We start from the raw sequence: 18,932 nt of genomic DNA, 5'->3' as shown, positions 1-18,932 counted from the left end.
CTCTTCCTAATAGGGCCTGTACTAGGACTCTGGGTGGCTCAATTTGGCTCCTGCCTGCTTGATCCCGCGTGAGTCGTCGGGGTTATACAGGGCACAGCTATCTAGTGACAAACAGCCGCATTGTATACAGCTTCCCAACTGAGTTTGCAGAGCTCTCAGGCTTTGGATCTTATCTTCAAGCTTCTGGTGCCAGTCCTGGGCAAGTTCTTCCCATTCCTTCTTCTTGGGAGCCTTGTGTTTTGGGAGGTGTCCGAGCTCGTCAGAGATTTCCTGTAGCGTTAGCCCAACATTCTGTGCCGCCTTAATCACGGCAATTCTCCGCAATATCTGTCTGTCATACCTGCGTTGGTTCGCTTGGTTTCTGGAGCTGTAAATGAGCCCTTTCTCTTCGTAAAAATGAAGGGTTGCCACGGTTACCCCGGCTCGTTTTGCCACTTCGCCCACGCTCATGTCCATACGTTCTCTCCTGAAAAAGAGCTTGACCTCAAGTTAACCTGAGGTTCTAGAGTAGCAGTGAATTAACGAAATCACACGGAAAGAACGATGAAGAATAAAACGATTCCATATTTGTCCGGGCGCTTTTTTGATGGTATCAGCTCAGGTTTGTTCATGATGGCGTTGCCCTGGATCATGTTGCAAGAGCCTGATATGGGAACGTTCGTGGCGATTACGGCACTTGTTTGTACGGGGCTATCTTTTCTTAGTACGCCTTTCTTTTCGACGCTAACAGACAGGCATTCCCGGAAAACAATTTTGATATTGGTACAAGTGGCGCAGTCAGCAACGGCACTGTTGGTTTGTATTGCGTTCTGGGTGGGAGCGGGCTCGCATTGGATCTTGGCGGCTTCACAGTTGGTGTTTTGGGTTTCAAGTAATATCGCCTGGAATGCCAACAATGCATTCACCCAGGAAAATTATAATCAGCAGGAATATGCAAAAATTTCCGGTTATCAGGAAATTGTCATGCAAGGGACCACGTTGGGGGCCGGTGCGCTGGGCATTTTTCTGCTTGAGATGTGGGGGATCGAAGAGTTTTCCGCATTTGCAGCTATTGCGTCTGGTATTGCCGCTTACAGTTATGTTGTGACGCCTTATCAGCGCAAGGTTAGACACTCGAAAAACATACCGTTTTTAAGTCAGATTAAAGAGACCAAAAGCATCTTTGCCCAGCAACCAAGGTTCTATGGCTTCCTGCTTATTTCTTGCCTGTCTTACCCGGTGCTAACTTTTCTGGGGAAACTTGTTCCTATCTGGTTTGCCGATCTCAACATCTCCGGTAACTGGGTTGCGTTCTATAACATTGCTTTTGGTCTTGGATCCTTGATGACGGGTGTGCTGGTCTCTCGAGTATTAGCCATGCTGTCGTACCGAGCCATTATGCAGTACTCGATGCTGATTCTGGCATTTACATTGCTGGTAATGAGCGGGGTGATGCAGCCATTGTATATTGTGTTGCTGACGCTTGGTTTTGGGTTCTTTAATGCGCTCAATCGTATTGCCAGAACGAACTGGATGCACCATACCATTCCGAGGTCACAACGTGGCCGTGTGGATGGTGGGATGGCAATGTTTGCAACCCTAGTCCAGAGCCTGAGCTATGTATTGATTGCCTTTCTTGCCCATGTCGATGCCATCGAATACGGCTTTGTCATTGTGGGTTTTGTTGTCTTGTTCGCGAGTATCTGGATGTTGCTACTGGGGCAGAAAATAGAAGCTGATCATGAGCTTGCACCGCAATACTGACATGAAAAAGGGATTATGCTGTAATACTTCCTCACCAGCTACCGGGAAGCAATTGTGTCATCTATTAAGCCTTACATAGAGTACTTTCGTCGCTGCTATCGTGCCGACAGCAGCGACTTGTCCATAGCCAATATCACCCGTGTACGAAAAGATAGAAAGCTCTATATCAAAGATGAAGACCTGCTGTTAACCGGTACGTTGCCACGGCTGCCAATAGCCGGGAGCGAAGCTGAGGTCTTGCACCAGCAAGCTGATAATTATCGCCGGGAGAGAAGGCTGATCTATGGTTGCTTTCTGATAAAAGGACAGCTTGCAGTCAAAACCGGTTTTTCAAACCAACGCAGCATTGCCGCTCCCTTATTGTATCTGCCCGCGACGTTATCCCATGATGAAAATGAGCATCTCTGTGCCAGTATCGATACTTCAGATATGCGGGTTAATCTCGATGTACTTCGGCTATTGCTCAAACCACACCTCGACACGACAGTCGTAGATTCATTCCCTGTGCCTGCATTTCCTATAACGGTTGAGCAGATTGGCCTCATAACCAGTTGGCTACGCGAAAATACAGACATTCAAGACCTGGATGAACTGGCAAGGTGGCCACAGCTGGTGGACGGGCAGGAATTTTTGCGTCGAAAGTCAGTTAAATCAGTCTCCATAGCTTGTGCCGGCATGCTCATTTTGGCGGATCGCTCTCGTGGTGTACGAGGTGTGTTGCACGAGCTCAATCAGCTTATTGCGCAGCCCCATTACGCACGGCCTTTGACGGGTATATTCGAAGGGGTTGCAGCCCCAACTGGGCAACTGAGCACTGCTGTCGATCTGCTTAGCTATAAGTTAAGCAATGCCCAAATACAGACTTTGGAGAATGCTGCATCACAGCCCTTGAGCGTGATTTCGGGACCGCCAGGCACCGGAAAAAGTTTTACCATTGCTGCTATTGCCATAGACCGGATGTTAAACGGGGAGTCTGTTCTGGTTGTTACGAAAACAGAGCAGGCGATAGATGTGATAGGCAAAAAGCTAAGGCATGACTTTGGTCTGGAAAGCGGTTTTGTTCATGCTAACGCATTGAGCTTCGTTAAAACGATGCGCCAGTATCTCGATACCATATTGTTCCAGGGTGTTGAGTGCCAAGACTCAGCGAAAGTGATGAAGAAACAGGTCAAGAAGGCGAGAAAAGGTGTTGAGAAACATCAGGCTGCGTTTGAACGGGCATTATGGGCCGCTCGTTATGCGGGAGGTGAGAGTAGTGGCTCCTGGCTGCAAAAAGGCATGGCAAATATCTACCATTCGTTAAAAGACGAGCAGGTGTTATGGCAAAGCCATCAGGCATTGGCGGAGCATCGCCAGGCTTTTCATCAAATAGCGATGGATTACATCAATGTTTACCGAAATGAAAAGCTCAGTGGCTTGTTAGACTCTCGCCGGCAGGTATTGCAGGATTTTAATCGTGCATTAAAGTCAATGAACTCGAAAACTCAGGCAGAACGCTTTGCAAAGCTGGATGTGACGACGGTACTTGAGGCGTTTCCGATATGGCTGGTTACCGTCGATGAGTTGAGCCAGTCATTGCCACTGATAGAGTCCATGTTTGATCTGGTGATTTTTGACGAATCGACCCAATGTGACATTGCCAGTGCACTTCCTGCGCTGCATCGGGCGAAACGGGCGGTGGTAGTCGGTGATGACAAACAGCTACGGCATGTGTCGTTTCTGTCGAAAACGAAACAGGCTGAATTATGGAAGCAGAGCGGTTTTGCAGAGAGTACGCCGGTGAAATACAGCTACCGTAATCAATCGCTGCTGGATGTTGTCTCTGATTCACTAGGCTCGCAGGCCTGTGTCGCCTTTTTGAATGAACAGTATCGCAGTAAATCTTCCTTGATTGCGTTCAGTAATGCCCAGTTTTATAACGGGCGCTTGAAGGTGATGCAATCAAGGCCGAGTGTGTCTGCTCAGCCTGCATTGCACTTCAGGCGAGTGGATGGCAAGCGAACGGCAACCGGGCGAAATACCGCTGAGAAAAATGTAGTGATTGAACTCCTCTCAAAGCATGTTGAGAGATACAGGCATGCACCACTAAAACCGACGATTGGCGTTATTTCACCGTATCGTGATCAGGCTGAATTTATTGAAAATGCAGTCTGCAAACAATTTACACAGGATGAACTTGCAGCCTTCGACGTGCGTGTTGCGACACCGTATGGTTTTCAGGGGGAGGAAAGAGACATTATGGTGCTCTCTATGGCGGTTGATGCGAATTCGACCCGGGCTGCAGCTTATCTGAACCAGGAAGCTGCCTTCAATGTTGCCGTCACCCGGGCGAAGGAAAAGCAGATTGTGGTTTATTCGCTGGATCCTGAAGATCTTAGTCATAATAATTTATTCCGCCGTTATCTGGATTTCGCTCATCAGGAAGAGGTCGCGGGATCTGTGATCGAGAAAGCATGTACATTTACCGAGTTACTCAAAGAGCGGCTTGAGGCTTTAGGTATGTCGGTCTGGATTGGGTTTGAAATCGCAGGGCAGGATGTAGATATCGTTTGCGAGTACAGCGGCAAGATCCTTGGCATTGATCTTATCGGTTATCGCGGTGAGTTTGAATCCTCATTTGATCTTGATACTTACCAAATGCTTTCCCGAGCAGGATTGGAAGTGCTGCCGGTATCTTATGCCATGTGGCAGAAAGACAGCGAGCAGGTAGTCGAGGCTATTCGTCATCGGGTAGTGCTGTGAATCGGTAACCGTGGTGAAATGAAAAAGCGGCCAGTTATAAATAGCTGGCCGCCTGGATAGGATAAACGAAAGGGTGTTATCGCTTAGGTTTTGAATTTGCCCAGCTCTTTGTGAAGATCTGTTGCACTTTCGTCGAGCGCTTCACTGGTGAGCAGAGAGGAAGTCATACTATCCATGACCTCTGTTGCCGTATCGTTGATAACAACCACATTGCGATTGATCTCTTCTGCAACAGCACTTTGCTCTTCAGCGGCTGAGGCAATCTGATTGTTCATGTCATTGATCACTTCGATGGCTTCATTGATTTCAGCAAGGGCATGCTGAGCTGCCTGTGTTTCCTCTTTGGTATCCACAGCCTGTTGCTGGCTTTGTTGCATAGATACCATGATAGACTGGGTATCTTGTTCAAGGCGACCCAACATAGTGCGAATTTCTTCTGTCGACGTTTGTGTTCTAGTCGCCAGGTTACGTACTTCATCGGCAACAACGGCAAAGCCTCTGCCTGCCTCTCCTGCTCGGGCAGCTTCAATCGCGGCGTTGAGTGCCAGCAAGTTTGTTTGATCGGCAATACCACCGATCTCAGTGAGCAACCCTTGAATTGCTGAACTTGACTGGGCAAGGTTTTGAATCTGCTCCTGGGCATCGTTGATGCGACCTGCCAATTCACTGACAGCCGTTGCTGTGTTGTCCATTTGCCCCATGCCGCTGAGGCTGTTGGACTGCACCTGACTTGCCGCAGCGGCTGCCTGCACAGCAGAACCGGCGACTTCCTGCGCCGATGCCGTCATCTGATTAATTGCCGCTGCCAGAGAGTTCACTTCGTTGACTTGAGCATTCAGTTTTTCTTTGGAATCTTCAGCTTTGGCTTTGCCTTCCTGTGCGTTGCAGCCAACCTGATCCGCCGTTTGTTTTACCGAGCAGAGTGTTTCTTGCAGGCGAATGAGAAAGGTGTTAAACCAATGGGCCAACTGAGCGGTTTCATCTTGCCCCTTCACATCCAGCCGGTAGGTCAGATCGCCATCGCCGTGAGCGACATCTTTGAATCGCTCAACAAGGTTTGACAGCACTTTTCCAAGCGAGTTGGCAATGAAGGCGATAGTCGCGATACCTAGAGCGGCAGCTATCAAGCCTGCCAAAACACCTTTCTGAATAGCATGGTCATTTTGGCTCCCAATCCAGCTTTCAAATGTTGAAATGCTTTGAACTAGTTTGCTACCCGGTACGGAAACCATCACGATCCACGGTGCCCCTGAGGTATCGACAGAGGTAATGGCATATTCTTCGGCACCAATGGTGATGCGGTCTATACCTTCCTGACGTGCAAGAGTCTGAATATTTGACCATTGTGATGCCAGCTCGCTGGCGACTTTTTTGCCAACCTGAGATGGCGTACCACTGTTAGCCAATACCGCGCCTTTCCAGGATGTGATGATGATGTTGCCTTCACCCTGGAATAAATCACGAGCAAGGTTTTCACTTTGCCCCTGAAGTTCAGCCAGTGAAAGGTCAAAGCCCAGCGAGCCGATGATTTGACCGCCGACTTTGATTGGCTGGCTAATTGTCGTGATAAGCTCTTCTTTGCCACGAACCGGGTACATGTAAGGCTCCATTACAAAGGTTTGGCCTGTTTCGTAAGGCATGAGGTGCCAGTCGTCAGTACGTTCGCCGTTACTGTTGAGTTTTGTATTGCTGAAGCTTTCCATCGCAACAGGATCAAAACTGTTGTTGCTGTTAGGTGAGAAGAAAGGTGCCAGGTAGCCTTTGCTGTTGATTGCTGCCGATGCTGCCAGTTCAGAGCTTGCAGGCCAGGTTTTTTTCTCCCACACCATGTAGCCGGCAAAAACAGCACGATCCTGGGCTTCCAGGGCTGCAATAAACTGTTTGACTATGGTGTTGGCACCCGAGCCGTTCTCTCCGCTTAACTCGATAATTGAGCGTATTTGGTTGAGGTTGGCCAGCACTGGAAATAGCTTGTTGGCGATGGTTTTTCCCTGCTCAGAAGCTGTAGCCTTCAAATTGAGGTTGGTTGCATCACTCAGTTGGACAGTAACCTTTTCACTTACCTGCTGGTTAACATTAGTAAATGCTCTTGTTGTCATTCCCATTGCAATAAGTAGTGTAAATGCCATAGCAATACCAGCGCTGATGGCAATACGTGTTCGAATTGTTTTAAACACGAAATATCCTTTTATATTATATGGTTATTGTGATTCAGCTGTTCTTGTTGAGGCTTTGTGGCTTCATCGTGTTTTAGGAAATGAATAGTTATCGATGAAAAGGTATTAAAAAAGCTGAAACAGCATTATATACAAAACAAATTAACAGGATGTGTGGAAGCATTAATACCTTATGGGCATTAATTAATGACTTGTTAATATCCTCAGGCAGTTGATTTGAATGGTTGTGTGACTGCTGAGGTATTCCTGAGTGGATGTACTTTTATCTGGGGGCCTCTCGGGTACAATGGCCGCCCTTAAAACGATGATACGACAAATAATTATGACAATACCAACAACAATGACGTTCTTTGAACGTTTTGAAACCGATATCTTAGCTGGCAAAAAGACAATCACAATCCGAGACGAGTCGGAAAATAACTATGTGCCGGGAACGGTTGTCCGTGTGTCTACCCTGGAAGAGGGGAGAGAGTTTTGCAGCCTTGAAATCCTGTCGGTAGAGCCAATCTTATTTGATGAACTATCCGATTTTCATGCAGTACAAGAAAATATGTCCCTGCCGGTCCTAAAGGACGTTATCCAGGAGATCTATCCGGGCATTGAGCAGTTGTATGTTATCATCTATAAGCTGTCACAGTAATAGTGCCAGCCTAGGCTTACACAGATAACTATAGCTACCCTCTTTTGGGGGGCTTTGAGCTACCAGAGTTATTAAGCGCTTTATTCATCTGTTTAATACGGGTGATGATTGCGGCATTGATACTATTGGCGGGGTACTGACTCTTAGTATTTATTTTTCCCATCGCAACCTCGGTGAGGAGATTCATCACTTGATCAACATGATCTGCAACCCAGATATGGAAGTTGCCGTTTTGAACGGACTGGCGAACGTTTTCGTTAACCATTAAGTGAGCAAGGTTTGTTCTAGGAATGATGACGCCTTGCTCGCCAGTTAGTCCTTTAAGACTGCAAATATCAAAGAAGCCTTCGATCTTCTCGTTGACCCCACCGATGGCTTCGATATTTCCATGTTGATCAATGGCGCCAGTAACGGCTATGTTTTGTTTTATCGGGACCTGTGCAATTGCTGACAGCAAGGCACAGAGCTCTGCTGCAGAGGCACTATCGCCATCTATCATGCCGTAAGATTGCTCGAAAGTGAGGGTGGCCGAGAAGGAAAGGGGTTGCTTTTGCTCGTATTGCTCGCGCAGATAGGCCGTTAGGATCATGACACCTTTTGAGTGGCTTGGACCGCTCATATCGACTTCGCGCTCAATGTTGACGACATTACTTTGTCCGAGATGAACCACTGCAGTAATACGGCAGGGGCGGCCGAACATATTCTCGTCAATACTGATAACTGAAAGCCCGTTGACCTGGCCGATTTTACTTCCCTGAGTATCGATTTGGTTAATACCACGCTGGATATTATCGGTGATGCACTCTTTCAGGTAGCCGCTTCTAAACTGTTTTGCATCAATGGCTTGCTGAATCGCATTGCTGGTGATAACGGCCTGCTCATGTTGCCTGGCCAAGAAATCTGCTTCGAGTATGATAGCGCTGATATTGCCCCGGTGGAGAGTGAGCTTTTCGCCGTCTTCCGCTTGCCGAGCGGCAAACTCAATGAGCCTTGCCACTGCACTCCGATCAAGCGGGCGTGCTTTTGCGTCTGACTGTAACTGCCCGATAAGCTGTGAAAAAAGCAAGCATGACTCCTCCGTGCGATTGATTTCTTCTGAGCAGTCAGCCTGAACCTTAAAAAGCTGGCTGAATTCGGGGTCGTATTGTTTGAGCATGTAGTACATCATTCGATCGCCAATGAGGATAATTTTGACATCAAGAGGAATGCTATCGGGTTCAAGGCTGGCAATACTATTGACGCTAAGAAACTGTTCAAGAGGCTGGAGTTTGATCTGGTTTGACAGCAAGGTACGTTTAAATACGTCCCATACGAAAGGTTTGTTGAGTAATTGAATAACATCAACAACTAAAAATCCGCCGTTGGCTCGGTGAAAGGCGCCCGGTTTAATTAAGGTGAAGTTGGTGATAAAAGTGCCCAGCTCGCCTTTGTGCTCAATTCGGCCAACTAAGTTCGCGTAAGTTGGATTGTCCTCATAAATTACTGGTGACGCGTCAGTATCACTGTTATCAACGATGATGTTGACTTCATAAACGGTGTAAGGGCTAAAGCTGAGTTTTTGACCTGTGTACTCGTTGATCTCTGTTTCAAGGCTGCCATTGAAGAGAGGAATGTTGTCGAGAACGTGCCTTTTCAGGTTCTCTATATACTGGCTAACGGAGTCGATGGCTAACAACTCTTCCGGCAACTGGCCGATAAGATAGTCGACGGTTATTAACATATAATCACGTTCTAGTTTGCTTTTCTTCTCCTTCATTTCCTGATCCCAGTGAGGAACCTGTTTTAGGAGGTTAACCAACAAGAGGCGTAGCTCCTCAATTGACTTGTCTATAACTACTTTCTCTTCATCTGGTAGCTTGTCGAATTCCTCTTTACTGAGCACTTTGTCTTCTTTGATTGGGTGAATAAGGTAGCCGTTTTTTGAGCGCTTCAAGATGCAGCTTTGTGCCTTGGCCTTTTCCTCTATCGACTGAAAGGCTGCTATCTCTTTTTCGTTAAGCTCGTTTTGCAACCGATCTGCATGTTGGACGTAGTCTTCATTTTGCAATAATGTCGGAACCGTTTTTTTTAATGCCTCGATGAGTGTATGTATTTCAGATTTCAGCTTTTTGCCCATTCCCGCGGGTAACTGAAGTGCTACAGGCTTGTTTCCGTCTCTGAAATTATTGACATAACACCAGTCAAACAGCGGTTTGTCTGGATCTCGATGCTGAAGAAGGAGTTGCTGCGCAATGACATGTTTGCCAAGTCCGGTAGAGCCCATCAAGAAGATATTAAAACCAGCCGATTGGACTCCTACTCCTAGCCTGATTGCATCTATCGCGCGATCCAGCCCGAGAAGGGGGCTACTATGGTTAATGTCATCAGTTGTATCAAAATCAAACTGATTTGGATCGCATGGGTGAAAAAGCTCGGCTGCGGTAAGTTTTGTTGCTTGGGTCGGGATCGCCTCCTTGCTGCGCGGGTTAGCCTTTGATGAAATACCTTTCATAGCATTGGGTCACCTGTCATTGTTGTTGTATCGCTAAGTATAATAACCAATGATAGGTGTTACTGACTTTACGCTTTAATCTTGGCGAAACTCCGCTGACAGGCGCGTTATGACAGCTAGGTGCTTATCAACATCGAGCCATTTCACCTATCTTTAATGGGGAGGTTGTTATGATCGAGTTTGACAAAATGTCTGACTTTTTTTCAGACTTTTATAATTTCAAGCCAAGGGATGAATTCATCTATCTCGATTTTCATTTGCGCACAACAGTATTGGAGCGCTTTACAACCCTGCCGTTTGTTCTTGATTTGCTCAAGGGAAAGAAACACCTTATTGCGATAACCGATCACAATGATATCAGAGGAGCCATTGCGGCTTGCGACCTCGGTATTAACAATGTACCGGCCATCGAAGTTGGATGCGGTGACGGGTTTGATCTTCTTGTTTATTTTAAAGAGTTGGCCGAATTGGAGGCCTTTTATAGGCAGGAGGTCGAAAGCAATATGCACCTTTATATAATGACAAGAACAAACAAAGACATTTTCTACTATCTTGATGTACTGGCTGACAGACACTGCTATCTCTCAATCCCGCATATCAATGGGTTTGCCCAGAACAACTACCTGAAAAATAAGCCTGATATCAAACAGGTGCTCAAGCAAGTGAATGCTATCGAGACCTATAATCATGCATTGCCAAAAAACAGAAATATCAACGCCCAGATAATAAGGCGTTCGTATCAGTTAGATGCGACTTTTGGTAGTGATGTTCATATTAACTATGAACTTCAGTCGTTTTACCGGTTATTGGAAAGCGAGGAAAAGCGACATCGTAAGCTGATGGGCAACTTGTATGAGCGCTCTCTGTTTCAGCATGTAGTGCCGAACATAAAACGTCAGGCACATAAGTGCCTGATACATTAGCTTAAGCCAAGCAGGATGGTGAACCTGGCGGCATCGTACATGGTGTCGTTTTCTCGACTAAAATTGTACTGATTACTTTCACTCTAGGCGGTAGCTACGAATCGCACGCTGTTGCCTTCTCGTAGATAGGTAAGGATTCATGATGAATGACAGTGAAAAACAACAAGTAATAGATTTGTTGAATAATATCATGGAAGTAGAGTTGGCCGGTGTGGTTCGCTACACTCATTATTCTTTAATGGTATTTGGTTATAACCGGATTCCGATTGTCTCCTGGCTGAAAAGTAATGCCAGTGAAGGCCTTGTCCACGCCCATAAAGCTGGCGAAATGGTAACCTTGCTCGGTGGACATCCATCGTTGAAGGTTGGCCCTTTGCTGGAAACCCGAAAGCACGATATTGGCGATATTCTCCGGGAGAGCCTGGAGCACGAGAAAGCGGCTTTGGCTCTTTATTATAAGCTGTTGCATTTGGCGGAAGAAAAGTCGGTGTTATTGGAAGAATACGCAAGGGAAATGATAGCCCAGGAAGAACTTCACCTTGATGAAGTGGATAAAATGCTCAGAAAGCCGGGTGATGTAAAGCCATTTGATAGTTAACCCCTCAGTTTGTCGCCAGCAGCACGGAAGCTGCTTTGCTCCACGCCTATTATATTGATGAAACAGTTCTTTTCTAATCTATCTGTTCCGACGTATTATCCTTACCCCTGACACCCATTATCTCGGTAAGTTATGCCCCACGACAAGAGCGATAGCACTCAACAAATAAAAGCACTGAATCCACTGCTGCCAATACTCAGGTTCGTGAAGCCTTATAAAACCATGGTAGCCGCTGCGCTGCTGGCCTTGTTGGTCACTGCCGTTATCAGCCTGTCGATAGGGCAGGGGGTAAAGATGATTATTGATAATGGTTTTATGGCGGGTTCTGAAGAACAACTCAGTCACGCAATAGGTGTGATGGTGGTAATGATCAGCATTTTGGCCGTTGGTACTTTTACCCGCTTTTATCTGATGTCCTGGCTGGGAGAGCGAGTTTGCGCCGATATTCGCAAGGCTGTTTTTGATCGCTTGCTTCATTTACATCCAAGTTATTTTGAAGAGAACCGCAGCGGCGAGATTATGTCTCGCTTGACGACTGACACCACGTTGTTGCAGTCGATTATCGGTTCGTCTTTTTCGATGGCGCTGCGTAGTTTACTGATGCTGGTGGGCGGCTTGCTGATGTTGGTACTCACCAACCTGAAACTGACTATGATGGTAGTAGGTTGTGTACCTGTGGTGCTTTTGCCTATGCTCTATTACGGTCGCAAGGTTCGCCGCCTGGCAAGAGAAAGTCAGGACAGCATTGCTGATGTCGGTACCTACGCCGGGGAGATCATTCAGAATATCAAAGTGGTTCAGAGCTACACCCGGGAAAGCCAGGAAAAGAAAGCGTTTGGTGCCGAGGTTGAAAATGCCTTTTTAGTTGCGCGGCAACGAGTACAGCAACGTGCAGTGCTTATTGCTGCGGTGATATTTCTGGTGTTTGGCGCTATCAGTATCATGCTGTGGGTGGGCGGTATGGATGTACTGGCCGGAAGGATTAGCGAGGGCGAACTGGCTGCTTTTGTCTTTTATGCCGTGATGGTTGCCATGTCTGTAGCAACAATCTCTGAAGTTTATGGTGAATTACAACGGGCCTCGGGATCGGCCGAGCGATTATTTGAGTTGCTGGCAGTTGAAAGTGCCATAAAGGCACCACAACAAGTGGTGAAAGTCGACTCGTCGGCAGAGACTGTGATTGCCTTTGATGCGGTAAACTTCAGCTATCCGTCGCGCCTGAACAGTGCGGCTTTATCCAAAATAAACCTGTCGATTAGAAAAGGGCAGGTGGTTGCATTGGTTGGTCCTTCGGGAGCCGGAAAAACGACGTTGTTTGAGCTACTGCAACGCTTTTATGACCCGTCTTCAGGTGAGATCCGGCTTAAAGGGGCGTCGATCCACAAGCTTGAACCCCAGACACTCCGTCAGCAGATGGGCATGGTGCCGCAGCAGCCAATCATGTTTAGCGCGGATGTATGGCACAACATCCGCTATGGCCGTCCTGATGCCTCGGATGAAGAGGTCATGCTGGCTGCCAAGCGTGCCCACGCTCATGACTTTATTCTTGATTTGCCTGAGGGATACAAAAGCTATCTCGGTGAGCAGGGAGTGCGTCTATCAGGTGGACAGAAACAACGTATAGCCCTCGCCCGGGCTATTTTGAAAGACCCGGATATTTTGCTGCTGGACGAAGCGACAAGTGCCTTGGATGCGGAGAGTGAGTTTCATGTTCAGGCTGCCTTGAATGAGCTGATGGAGAATAGGACAACGCTGATTATTGCCCATCGTCTTTCGACCGTCATTCATGCTGATGTTATCGTGCTCCTGGATCAAGGGCGTATCGTTGCCCAAGGGACTCATGGGCAATTACTTGAAGAATCTACGTTGTATCAGCGCTTATGTGAGCTTCAGTTCGATACCTCTGACATCGAGAAATGACATCGAGAAAAACCGGCAGATGTAGACTTCGAGGTCGGGCTGCCGTATCGGTGTATGTATTAACGAGTTGTGCTCAGCGTTACTGCTTTGGCTGTAAACAAACCTGAAGGTTTGTCGGTCGCATAGTAAGGGCAAATTCCTCTTCTACAGTGGGCGAGTTACTTGGTTTAGTGATAGTAAAGTGCCTACATAGCATGGCTACGACCATTTTGGCCTCCATGAAGGCCAATGATTCGCCGGGGCAGTGGCGCGCTCCACCGCCAAAGGGAAAATGGCTGGTGGCTCTGTGCGGGCAGGCTTCATGGCTGAGTGAGTCTGCAAGCCAGCGTTCTGGTTGGAACTGTTTGGCATCAGGAAACAGGGATTCATTCAGGCCACCGAGCCGCGTCAGCAAGAACATGCTGGTTCCTGCGGGTAACTGGGTGCCGTCGAGCAGGGTTTGCTCACTGGCTGTTTCCGCTGAAATCATAGGGGCGGTAGATTTCAGGCGTAAGGTTTCCCGTGCAACGGCTTCTAGGTATTTAAGATCTTCCAGCCCTTCCACGCACAGTGTACCGTCACTAGTCTCAATCACCTTTTCTACTTCTTCTGCGATTTTGTGCTGAACACCTGGCATCTGGCGGATAAAATACAACATCCAGGCAATAAGGTTGGACGTTGTGTCCTCACCAGCCAGAAGCAAAGTCAGAATGTTGGCAAACAGCTCTTCATTGTTAAGGCGGTTATCTTCATCATCAGAAGCCGCGACCATTGCTTGTAATATTGTCTCTGGCGAGTCTGCTAATTCGGGCCTTTGGTGCAGTTCTTCACGTGTTTGCTCTACTATTTCCAGAGCATATTTTTCGACCTCGATCAGCGCTTTGTCCAGCTGACGGTCTTTCTTGAGCTTGATATATTGCCAGTAAGGAAAAGGCATCCTGGTGCGGCTGTTAAGCTGCGGAAAGATTACTTCAAGATGTGTTTGTAATCCGTCTGTATCTTTTTCTAGCAGGCGAGTGTCATGTCCAAAAACTAAGGTTGTTGTGATATCAACGGTAAACCGACGGAGATCATCATGGATATCGAGAGCAGTCGTCTGATTACTGTTACGTAGTAGTCTGTGCCTGAGTCGTTCGGTAGTCTGTTCAAGTAACGGGAAGAATGAAGCCAGGCTTTTCTTGCTAAAGGCAGGCATGATGAGTCTGCGTTGCCGCTTCCAGTTTTCACCATTGGCAGAGAGCACACCGTGGATGCCTAATTCTTTGAAAACGCGTTCTAGATTTGCGGTGCGATTAAATGCCTTTGGCCGCCGACGCAAGATGTCTTTGACGATCACAGGATCGGAGATGACGACGAAGATCATGCCTGCAATATCGACTTTGTAAGTATCGTTATAGTCTGCCGCCCATTTTTCCAACTGCTGGTGGAGAGTGGTATTTTTTATTTGCAGGAAGTTACCGAGTACCGGCCAGCCTTTGGGCTGAGGAAGATCACCCAGTGTTCTTATTTCTTGCTGGTTGTTGCGTACTACTGATTCCGTCATGCCTGTTATCTCCGTTGTTATTAGCTATTTTGCACGAGCGCAAAGTAGGTAATTTGAATTGCACACAGATCGTACCAGTTGATAAGTATAGTCATGTTGCTGATATTTTCTTCAAAGAGGTGGGAAAACTGGCTCCTTTTATTCACGCATCCAAATGAGAATGCTTATTTTTCAGTTTTGTTGCCACTGCTGAGGGATCTGGCTGCATTATTGGAGTAACATGCACACATCGTTGTCAAAGTTATCAGTGTTATGGAAAATCTATCAGCGCAGAGCCCACAGCAGGAAGATGCCTTATCTCGACTTAAACAAGCATTTATTACCGGTATCTGGGCAACGCTTGCCAGCATTTCTGTAGGTTTTTTGTTTAAAGTTTGGTTGGCACAGTGGGTACCGAAAGGGGATTTGGCACTATTCAACAGTGTGGTCGACATTATTTCATTGTCATTGATCCTGATGACAGGGTTTCGCTCGTCGATGGTGGTGAGCTACAGTCAGACTCAGAATGATCGCGATATTATCAATATTTTCCGATTTAGCCTGATTGTCATGGTGCTGATCACCTGGGGGCTGGTGATTCCATATATAAAGCATGAGTTGCATATTGATGTGGGGTATATGGAGCTGGTCGGGGTCATTTTCAGCATGGGACTGAAGGTGTATTTTACCAACCTGGTCGCCATGTATCGCCTCTACAGTATTTCGAATAAGGTGACCTGGCTTGAGCCTGTGGGCAACGTTATTTTGTTCTTGCTCTGTTATTACGTACTCAGACTGGAAGCCCTGTCATCTCTGTTTTACAGCATGAGCCTCTCTTCACTGGGAATGGCGGCATTTATGTTTATTCGCCGCCGAAAAGAGATAGCTACACGCCCATTGGCGACGGTACACCTTGATCCGGCGCTTATTAGTTACGTGAAAAAGAGCTTCACTGCCTCGCTGGAAGCCGGGGCAAGTATCTTGATGATATATATCACCGTATTGTTGACAATAAGCTATTTCAGCATTGACGAGTTAGGTGACTTTCAGGTGATTGTCCGTCCGGTCTTTACCTATATGACGATGCTGTTTGTGTTCCCGATTTACCGTTTTGTATTGCCGGAGCTAGCAGTTTGTGTCCGCAAGGGGCAACATGAGCAAATCAAAGCCATTCGGCGTTGGGTCTTCAAAGTTGCTAGCTTGGTCTCTGCAGTGTTTTTTGTCAGTATGCTTTTGTGGGGAGAGAAAATCGTGTTATCGGTATTCCCGGCAGAATACAAAAGTGCTGTGCCGGTGTTGTTTCATTTCTCTCTCTTTTTTATTTTCATGATGCTCAATGCCTATCAGCTTGCCTATATCAAGGCGCATGGTAACTTCACTCAAAGCCTGTTTATTCGACTGAGTGGAATCATTACCCTGGTAGCTGCGTTTTACTTGCTGTCGGTATTTACTACCAATGTGGTGGCGATAATCGTCGCTCTCGGCTTAGGTTACTTGATGATGTTTCTTCTCTCTTCGGTCGCCGAGTACCGGATAGTGCGAAGGTATCGTGACATGGTGCCAGTATAATCAAAGTTACTCTTTCAGAATCAAGAGAAGCCTCATAGATGATTATGAGGCTTCATTGTTTTGGCCTGTATCTGCACGTGTTTCTTGCTTTTTTGCTATAGAAACTACCTGGATAGGGAAACTATTTAGGCTGTGGAACTATGCGGATATAGGGTTTCGGTGCATCCCATCCATCCGGGAATTTTTGCTTTGCTTCCTCATCAGAGACTGCAGGGACGATGATAACATCTTCCCCTTGTTTCCAGTTTACCGGTGTGGCGACCTTATGTTTGGCGGTTAGCTGAATGGAGTCCAGTACCCTCAGCACTTCATCAAAATTGCGTCCTGTACTCATCGGGTAGGTGAGGATTAATTTGACCAGCTTGTCAGGGCCGATGACAAAAACGGAACGAATTGTGGCGTTGTCGGCGGCTGTTCTTTCTTTGGCATTTCCGCTGGCATTGGGGTGGATCATATCGTAGAGCTTGGCAACGCTGAGTTCGGGATCACCAATTAATGGATAGTTCAGCGCGTGTCCCTGGGTTTCTTCAATATCTTTTGCCCAGGCAGTATGGTCACTGACAGAGTCGATACTCAGCCCAATTAGTTTGCAGTTGCGCCTGTCAAACTCAGATTTTAATCCGGCCAGATACCCCAGCTCTGTGGTACAAACGGGAGTAAAATCTTTTGGATGGGAAAACAGTATAACCCAATTGCTTCCAATCCAATCATGAAAATTGATGGAACCTTCGGTGGTGTCGGCAGTGAAATCCGGGGCTTCATCTCCAATACGTAATGGCATGTTATGCCTCCGTTTACATCTTGTTTGGCTTGCTGTTTAAATGTAGCTCTCAGGTACCAGACTGCAACCAGAATGTCGACTCGAAATAAGCAAAAACAGTTACTCAGGTCTTGAATATCAGCAGGTAGTCGGGGGGAGGGAGTACCAAGTTCATTAGTTGCTTAATCAAGGGCTTAATGAACTTGGCAAAGAGTGTATTTGGTAAGTAATTGTTAGGTCAGTTTGAACTGGGCGACATTGTCTTGCAGGCTAACAGCCAGTTGGCTTAGTTCCACGCAGGCCTGGGCAGTTTGTCCTGCTCCAGAAGCGACCTCTGCCGAAGAGTGTCGCATGCTATCGACATTGCGTCCTAGCTCTTCCGTCACCGAGTTTTGCTGACTGCAGGCGCTGGCAATCTGCATTGCCATAGACGCGATCTGGCTGACTTCCTGCTCGATTTGAGTGATATCATTGCCTGTTTGTTGTGATTGACCGACACAGTCGTTAATCAGGTGGCAACTTTGTTTGGTGGCTTCACCTGCTCCTTTGGCTCGGGCTTGTAACTGTTCGATAATCGTGATGATTTCAGTGGTCGAGGCTTGTGTTTTTCCTGCCAGTGAGCGGACTTCGTCGGCAACGACGGCAAAACCACGGCCTTGTTCGCCGGCACGGGCCGCTTCTATGGCTGCATTTAGCGCAAGGAGATTAGTCTGCTCGGCAATTCCGTTGATCACATCCACTACCATGCTGATACTGGCTGAATCATTTTCTAGCTGTTCAACCATATTGCCGGCATTTTCTATCTCTGCGGCGACTTGCTGGATACTCTGAATGTTCTGTCGAACATGCTTACCGCCTCGGCTGGCGTTTTCTGTGGCCGTGGAAGCAGAATGAGAAGCTTCGTCAGTATTGCTGGCGACCTCGTTGACGGTTGAGTGCATTTGGTTCATAGAGGCGGCAACCATGCTGATTTCGTCTTGTTGCTGCTTCATGCCTTGTGATGTTTGCTCAGAAACGGCACTGACTTCTTCAATTGCTGCGCTGAGCTGGGTTACCGCACTTGAAATATCGTGGATCAAATCGCGAAGCCGGTCTTGCATCAGTGTACAGGCAGAGGCCAGTTTACCCAGCTCGTCGTTACCCATCGCATTGATATCAATTTGATAAGTAAGATCACCAGCGGCAATGCGCTCGGCCATAACTATCGTTGTTTTGAGAGGTTGGCAGATTTGACGAGTAAGGAAGACGGTCATCGCAATCATGAAGACCAAAATTAGTAGAATCCCGGCAATTGTCAGGGTGTTGGTCTGTGATACACGATCGAGGGTTTTTAGCCTGTCTTGTGCAGTGTAGGAAAGGTTAAGCTCAAACAAGCTTTGCAGGCTTTTATCTAACTCGATGAAATCATTAAGACTGTTTTGGGCAAGATCATTAGCCTTTTCTGTCTCTTTGGCTTTAATGGCAGCTATGAATATATCTTTTTGTGATTTGTAACTTTTCCAGGCATTCGCAACGGCGTTAAAGTGTCGGACGTCCTCTTCACTCCAAAGGGTTTCTTCATATTGGGCGAGCTGGTTGTCCATCTCTGCTAGCCGTTGATTATAGCTGAAGAGTGAGGTGTTGATGTCAGGATGATGAATATTTGAAATGAAGTAGTATTGATCGCGTCGTATGGCTGTTGCGTTGGCTTGCATGTCTTTGACTAGAACAATGCTTGGAAGCGATGTGTCGGTCAGAATGAGTATATTATCTTTTAGTTTTCCTATTTCCGATGTCAGAAACCACCCTAGGGCCGCAATTGCGATAGATATAATGGTAAATACTGCGCCAATCTTTCTACCGACTGACAGATTCTTAAAGCTCATGTG

Annotated in this window: 13 protein-coding genes; 7 read left to right on the top strand and 6 right to left on the bottom strand. The window is 47.0% G+C overall.

The features are described 5' to 3' along the window. Positions 1-21 precede the first annotated feature (21 nt). Entirely contained in the window at positions 22-456 is a 435-nt protein-coding gene (gene soxR / locus BIT28_RS17360; RefSeq protein ID WP_075766018.1) for a redox-sensitive transcriptional activator SoxR, read from the bottom strand. An 87-nt stretch (positions 457-543) separates the two neighbouring features. Here soxR and BIT28_RS17355 point away from each other — a divergent pair, with 87 nt between their 5' ends. Then, positions 544-1,743 carry an MFS transporter gene (locus BIT28_RS17355; RefSeq protein WP_075766016.1) on the top strand — a complete coding sequence of 400 codons (1,200 nt, stop codon included), beginning with the start codon at positions 544-546 and terminating at the stop codon, positions 1,741-1,743. A gap of 54 nt (positions 1,744-1,797) precedes the next feature. Continuing rightward, entirely contained in the window at positions 1,798-4,485 is a 2,688-nt protein-coding gene (locus tag BIT28_RS17350) for a DEAD/DEAH box helicase (protein ID WP_075766014.1), read from the top strand. 83 nt (positions 4,486-4,568) lie between these two features. On the opposite strand, the gene BIT28_RS17345 is transcribed toward BIT28_RS17350, so the two are convergent. Then, positions 4,569-6,662 (bottom strand): methyl-accepting chemotaxis protein, encoded by a 2,094-nt coding sequence (locus tag BIT28_RS17345; protein WP_075766012.1) that lies wholly within the window; start codon positions 6,660-6,662, stop codon positions 4,569-4,571. A gap of 322 nt (positions 6,663-6,984) precedes the next feature. Between BIT28_RS17345 and yqfB the strand changes: the two genes are divergently transcribed. Then, positions 6,985-7,302 (top strand): N(4)-acetylcytidine aminohydrolase, encoded by a 318-nt coding sequence (yqfB, locus tag BIT28_RS17340; RefSeq protein ID WP_075766230.1) that lies wholly within the window; start codon positions 6,985-6,987, stop codon positions 7,300-7,302. A gap of 34 nt (positions 7,303-7,336) precedes the next feature. Here the strand turns inward: yqfB and BIT28_RS17335 are convergent, their stop codons facing one another. Further along, a complete protein-coding gene (locus BIT28_RS17335) occupies positions 7,337-9,793 on the bottom strand; it encodes a Lon protease family protein (RefSeq protein ID WP_075766010.1) in 2,457 nt (818 codons plus the stop codon). 170 nt (positions 9,794-9,963) lie between these two features. Here BIT28_RS17335 and BIT28_RS17330 point away from each other — a divergent pair, with 170 nt between their 5' ends. The 3 genes from BIT28_RS17330 (at position 9,964) to BIT28_RS17320 (ending at position 13,234) form a co-directional block, all read left to right on the top strand. After that, complete coding sequence (locus BIT28_RS17330; protein WP_075766008.1) at positions 9,964-10,716, top strand: PHP domain-containing protein; 753 nt, start codon at positions 9,964-9,966, stop codon at positions 10,714-10,716. Between the two features lie 139 nt (positions 10,717-10,855). Next, complete coding sequence (locus BIT28_RS17325; protein ID WP_245823740.1) at positions 10,856-11,314, top strand: ferritin-like domain-containing protein; 459 nt, start codon at positions 10,856-10,858, stop codon at positions 11,312-11,314. Positions 11,315-11,446: 132 nt separating this feature from the next. After that, positions 11,447-13,234 carry an ABC transporter transmembrane domain-containing protein gene (locus BIT28_RS17320; protein WP_075766004.1) on the top strand — a complete coding sequence of 596 codons (1,788 nt, stop codon included), beginning with the start codon at positions 11,447-11,449 and terminating at the stop codon, positions 13,232-13,234. A gap of 79 nt (positions 13,235-13,313) precedes the next feature. Here BIT28_RS17320 and BIT28_RS17315 read toward each other — a convergent pair whose 3' ends face one another. Next, positions 13,314-14,756, bottom strand: coding sequence for a cytochrome P450 (locus BIT28_RS17315; RefSeq protein ID WP_075766002.1), 1,443 nt, complete (start codon positions 14,754-14,756; stop codon positions 13,314-13,316). 252 nt (positions 14,757-15,008) lie between these two features. Here BIT28_RS17315 and BIT28_RS17310 point away from each other — a divergent pair, with 252 nt between their 5' ends. Beyond that, positions 15,009-16,304 (top strand): lipopolysaccharide biosynthesis protein, encoded by a 1,296-nt coding sequence (locus tag BIT28_RS17310; RefSeq protein WP_075766000.1) that lies wholly within the window; start codon positions 15,009-15,011, stop codon positions 16,302-16,304. 121 nt (positions 16,305-16,425) lie between these two features. Here the strand turns inward: BIT28_RS17310 and BIT28_RS17305 are convergent, their stop codons facing one another. Next, complete coding sequence (locus BIT28_RS17305) at positions 16,426-17,085, bottom strand: peroxiredoxin (RefSeq protein WP_075765998.1); 660 nt, start codon at positions 17,083-17,085, stop codon at positions 16,426-16,428. A gap of 212 nt (positions 17,086-17,297) precedes the next feature. Beyond that, on the bottom strand, positions 17,298-18,929 hold the full coding sequence (locus BIT28_RS17300) for a methyl-accepting chemotaxis protein (RefSeq protein WP_075765996.1): 1,632 nt from the start codon (positions 18,927-18,929) through the stop codon (positions 17,298-17,300). Positions 18,930-18,932 lie beyond the last annotated feature (3 nt).

The sequence above is a fragment of the Photobacterium proteolyticum genome (genome assembly GCF_001939735.1).
GTDB classification, from domain to species: domain Bacteria; phylum Pseudomonadota; class Gammaproteobacteria; order Enterobacterales; family Vibrionaceae; genus Photobacterium; species Photobacterium proteolyticum.
This window is presented reverse-complemented; position numbering and strand designations above follow the sequence as displayed.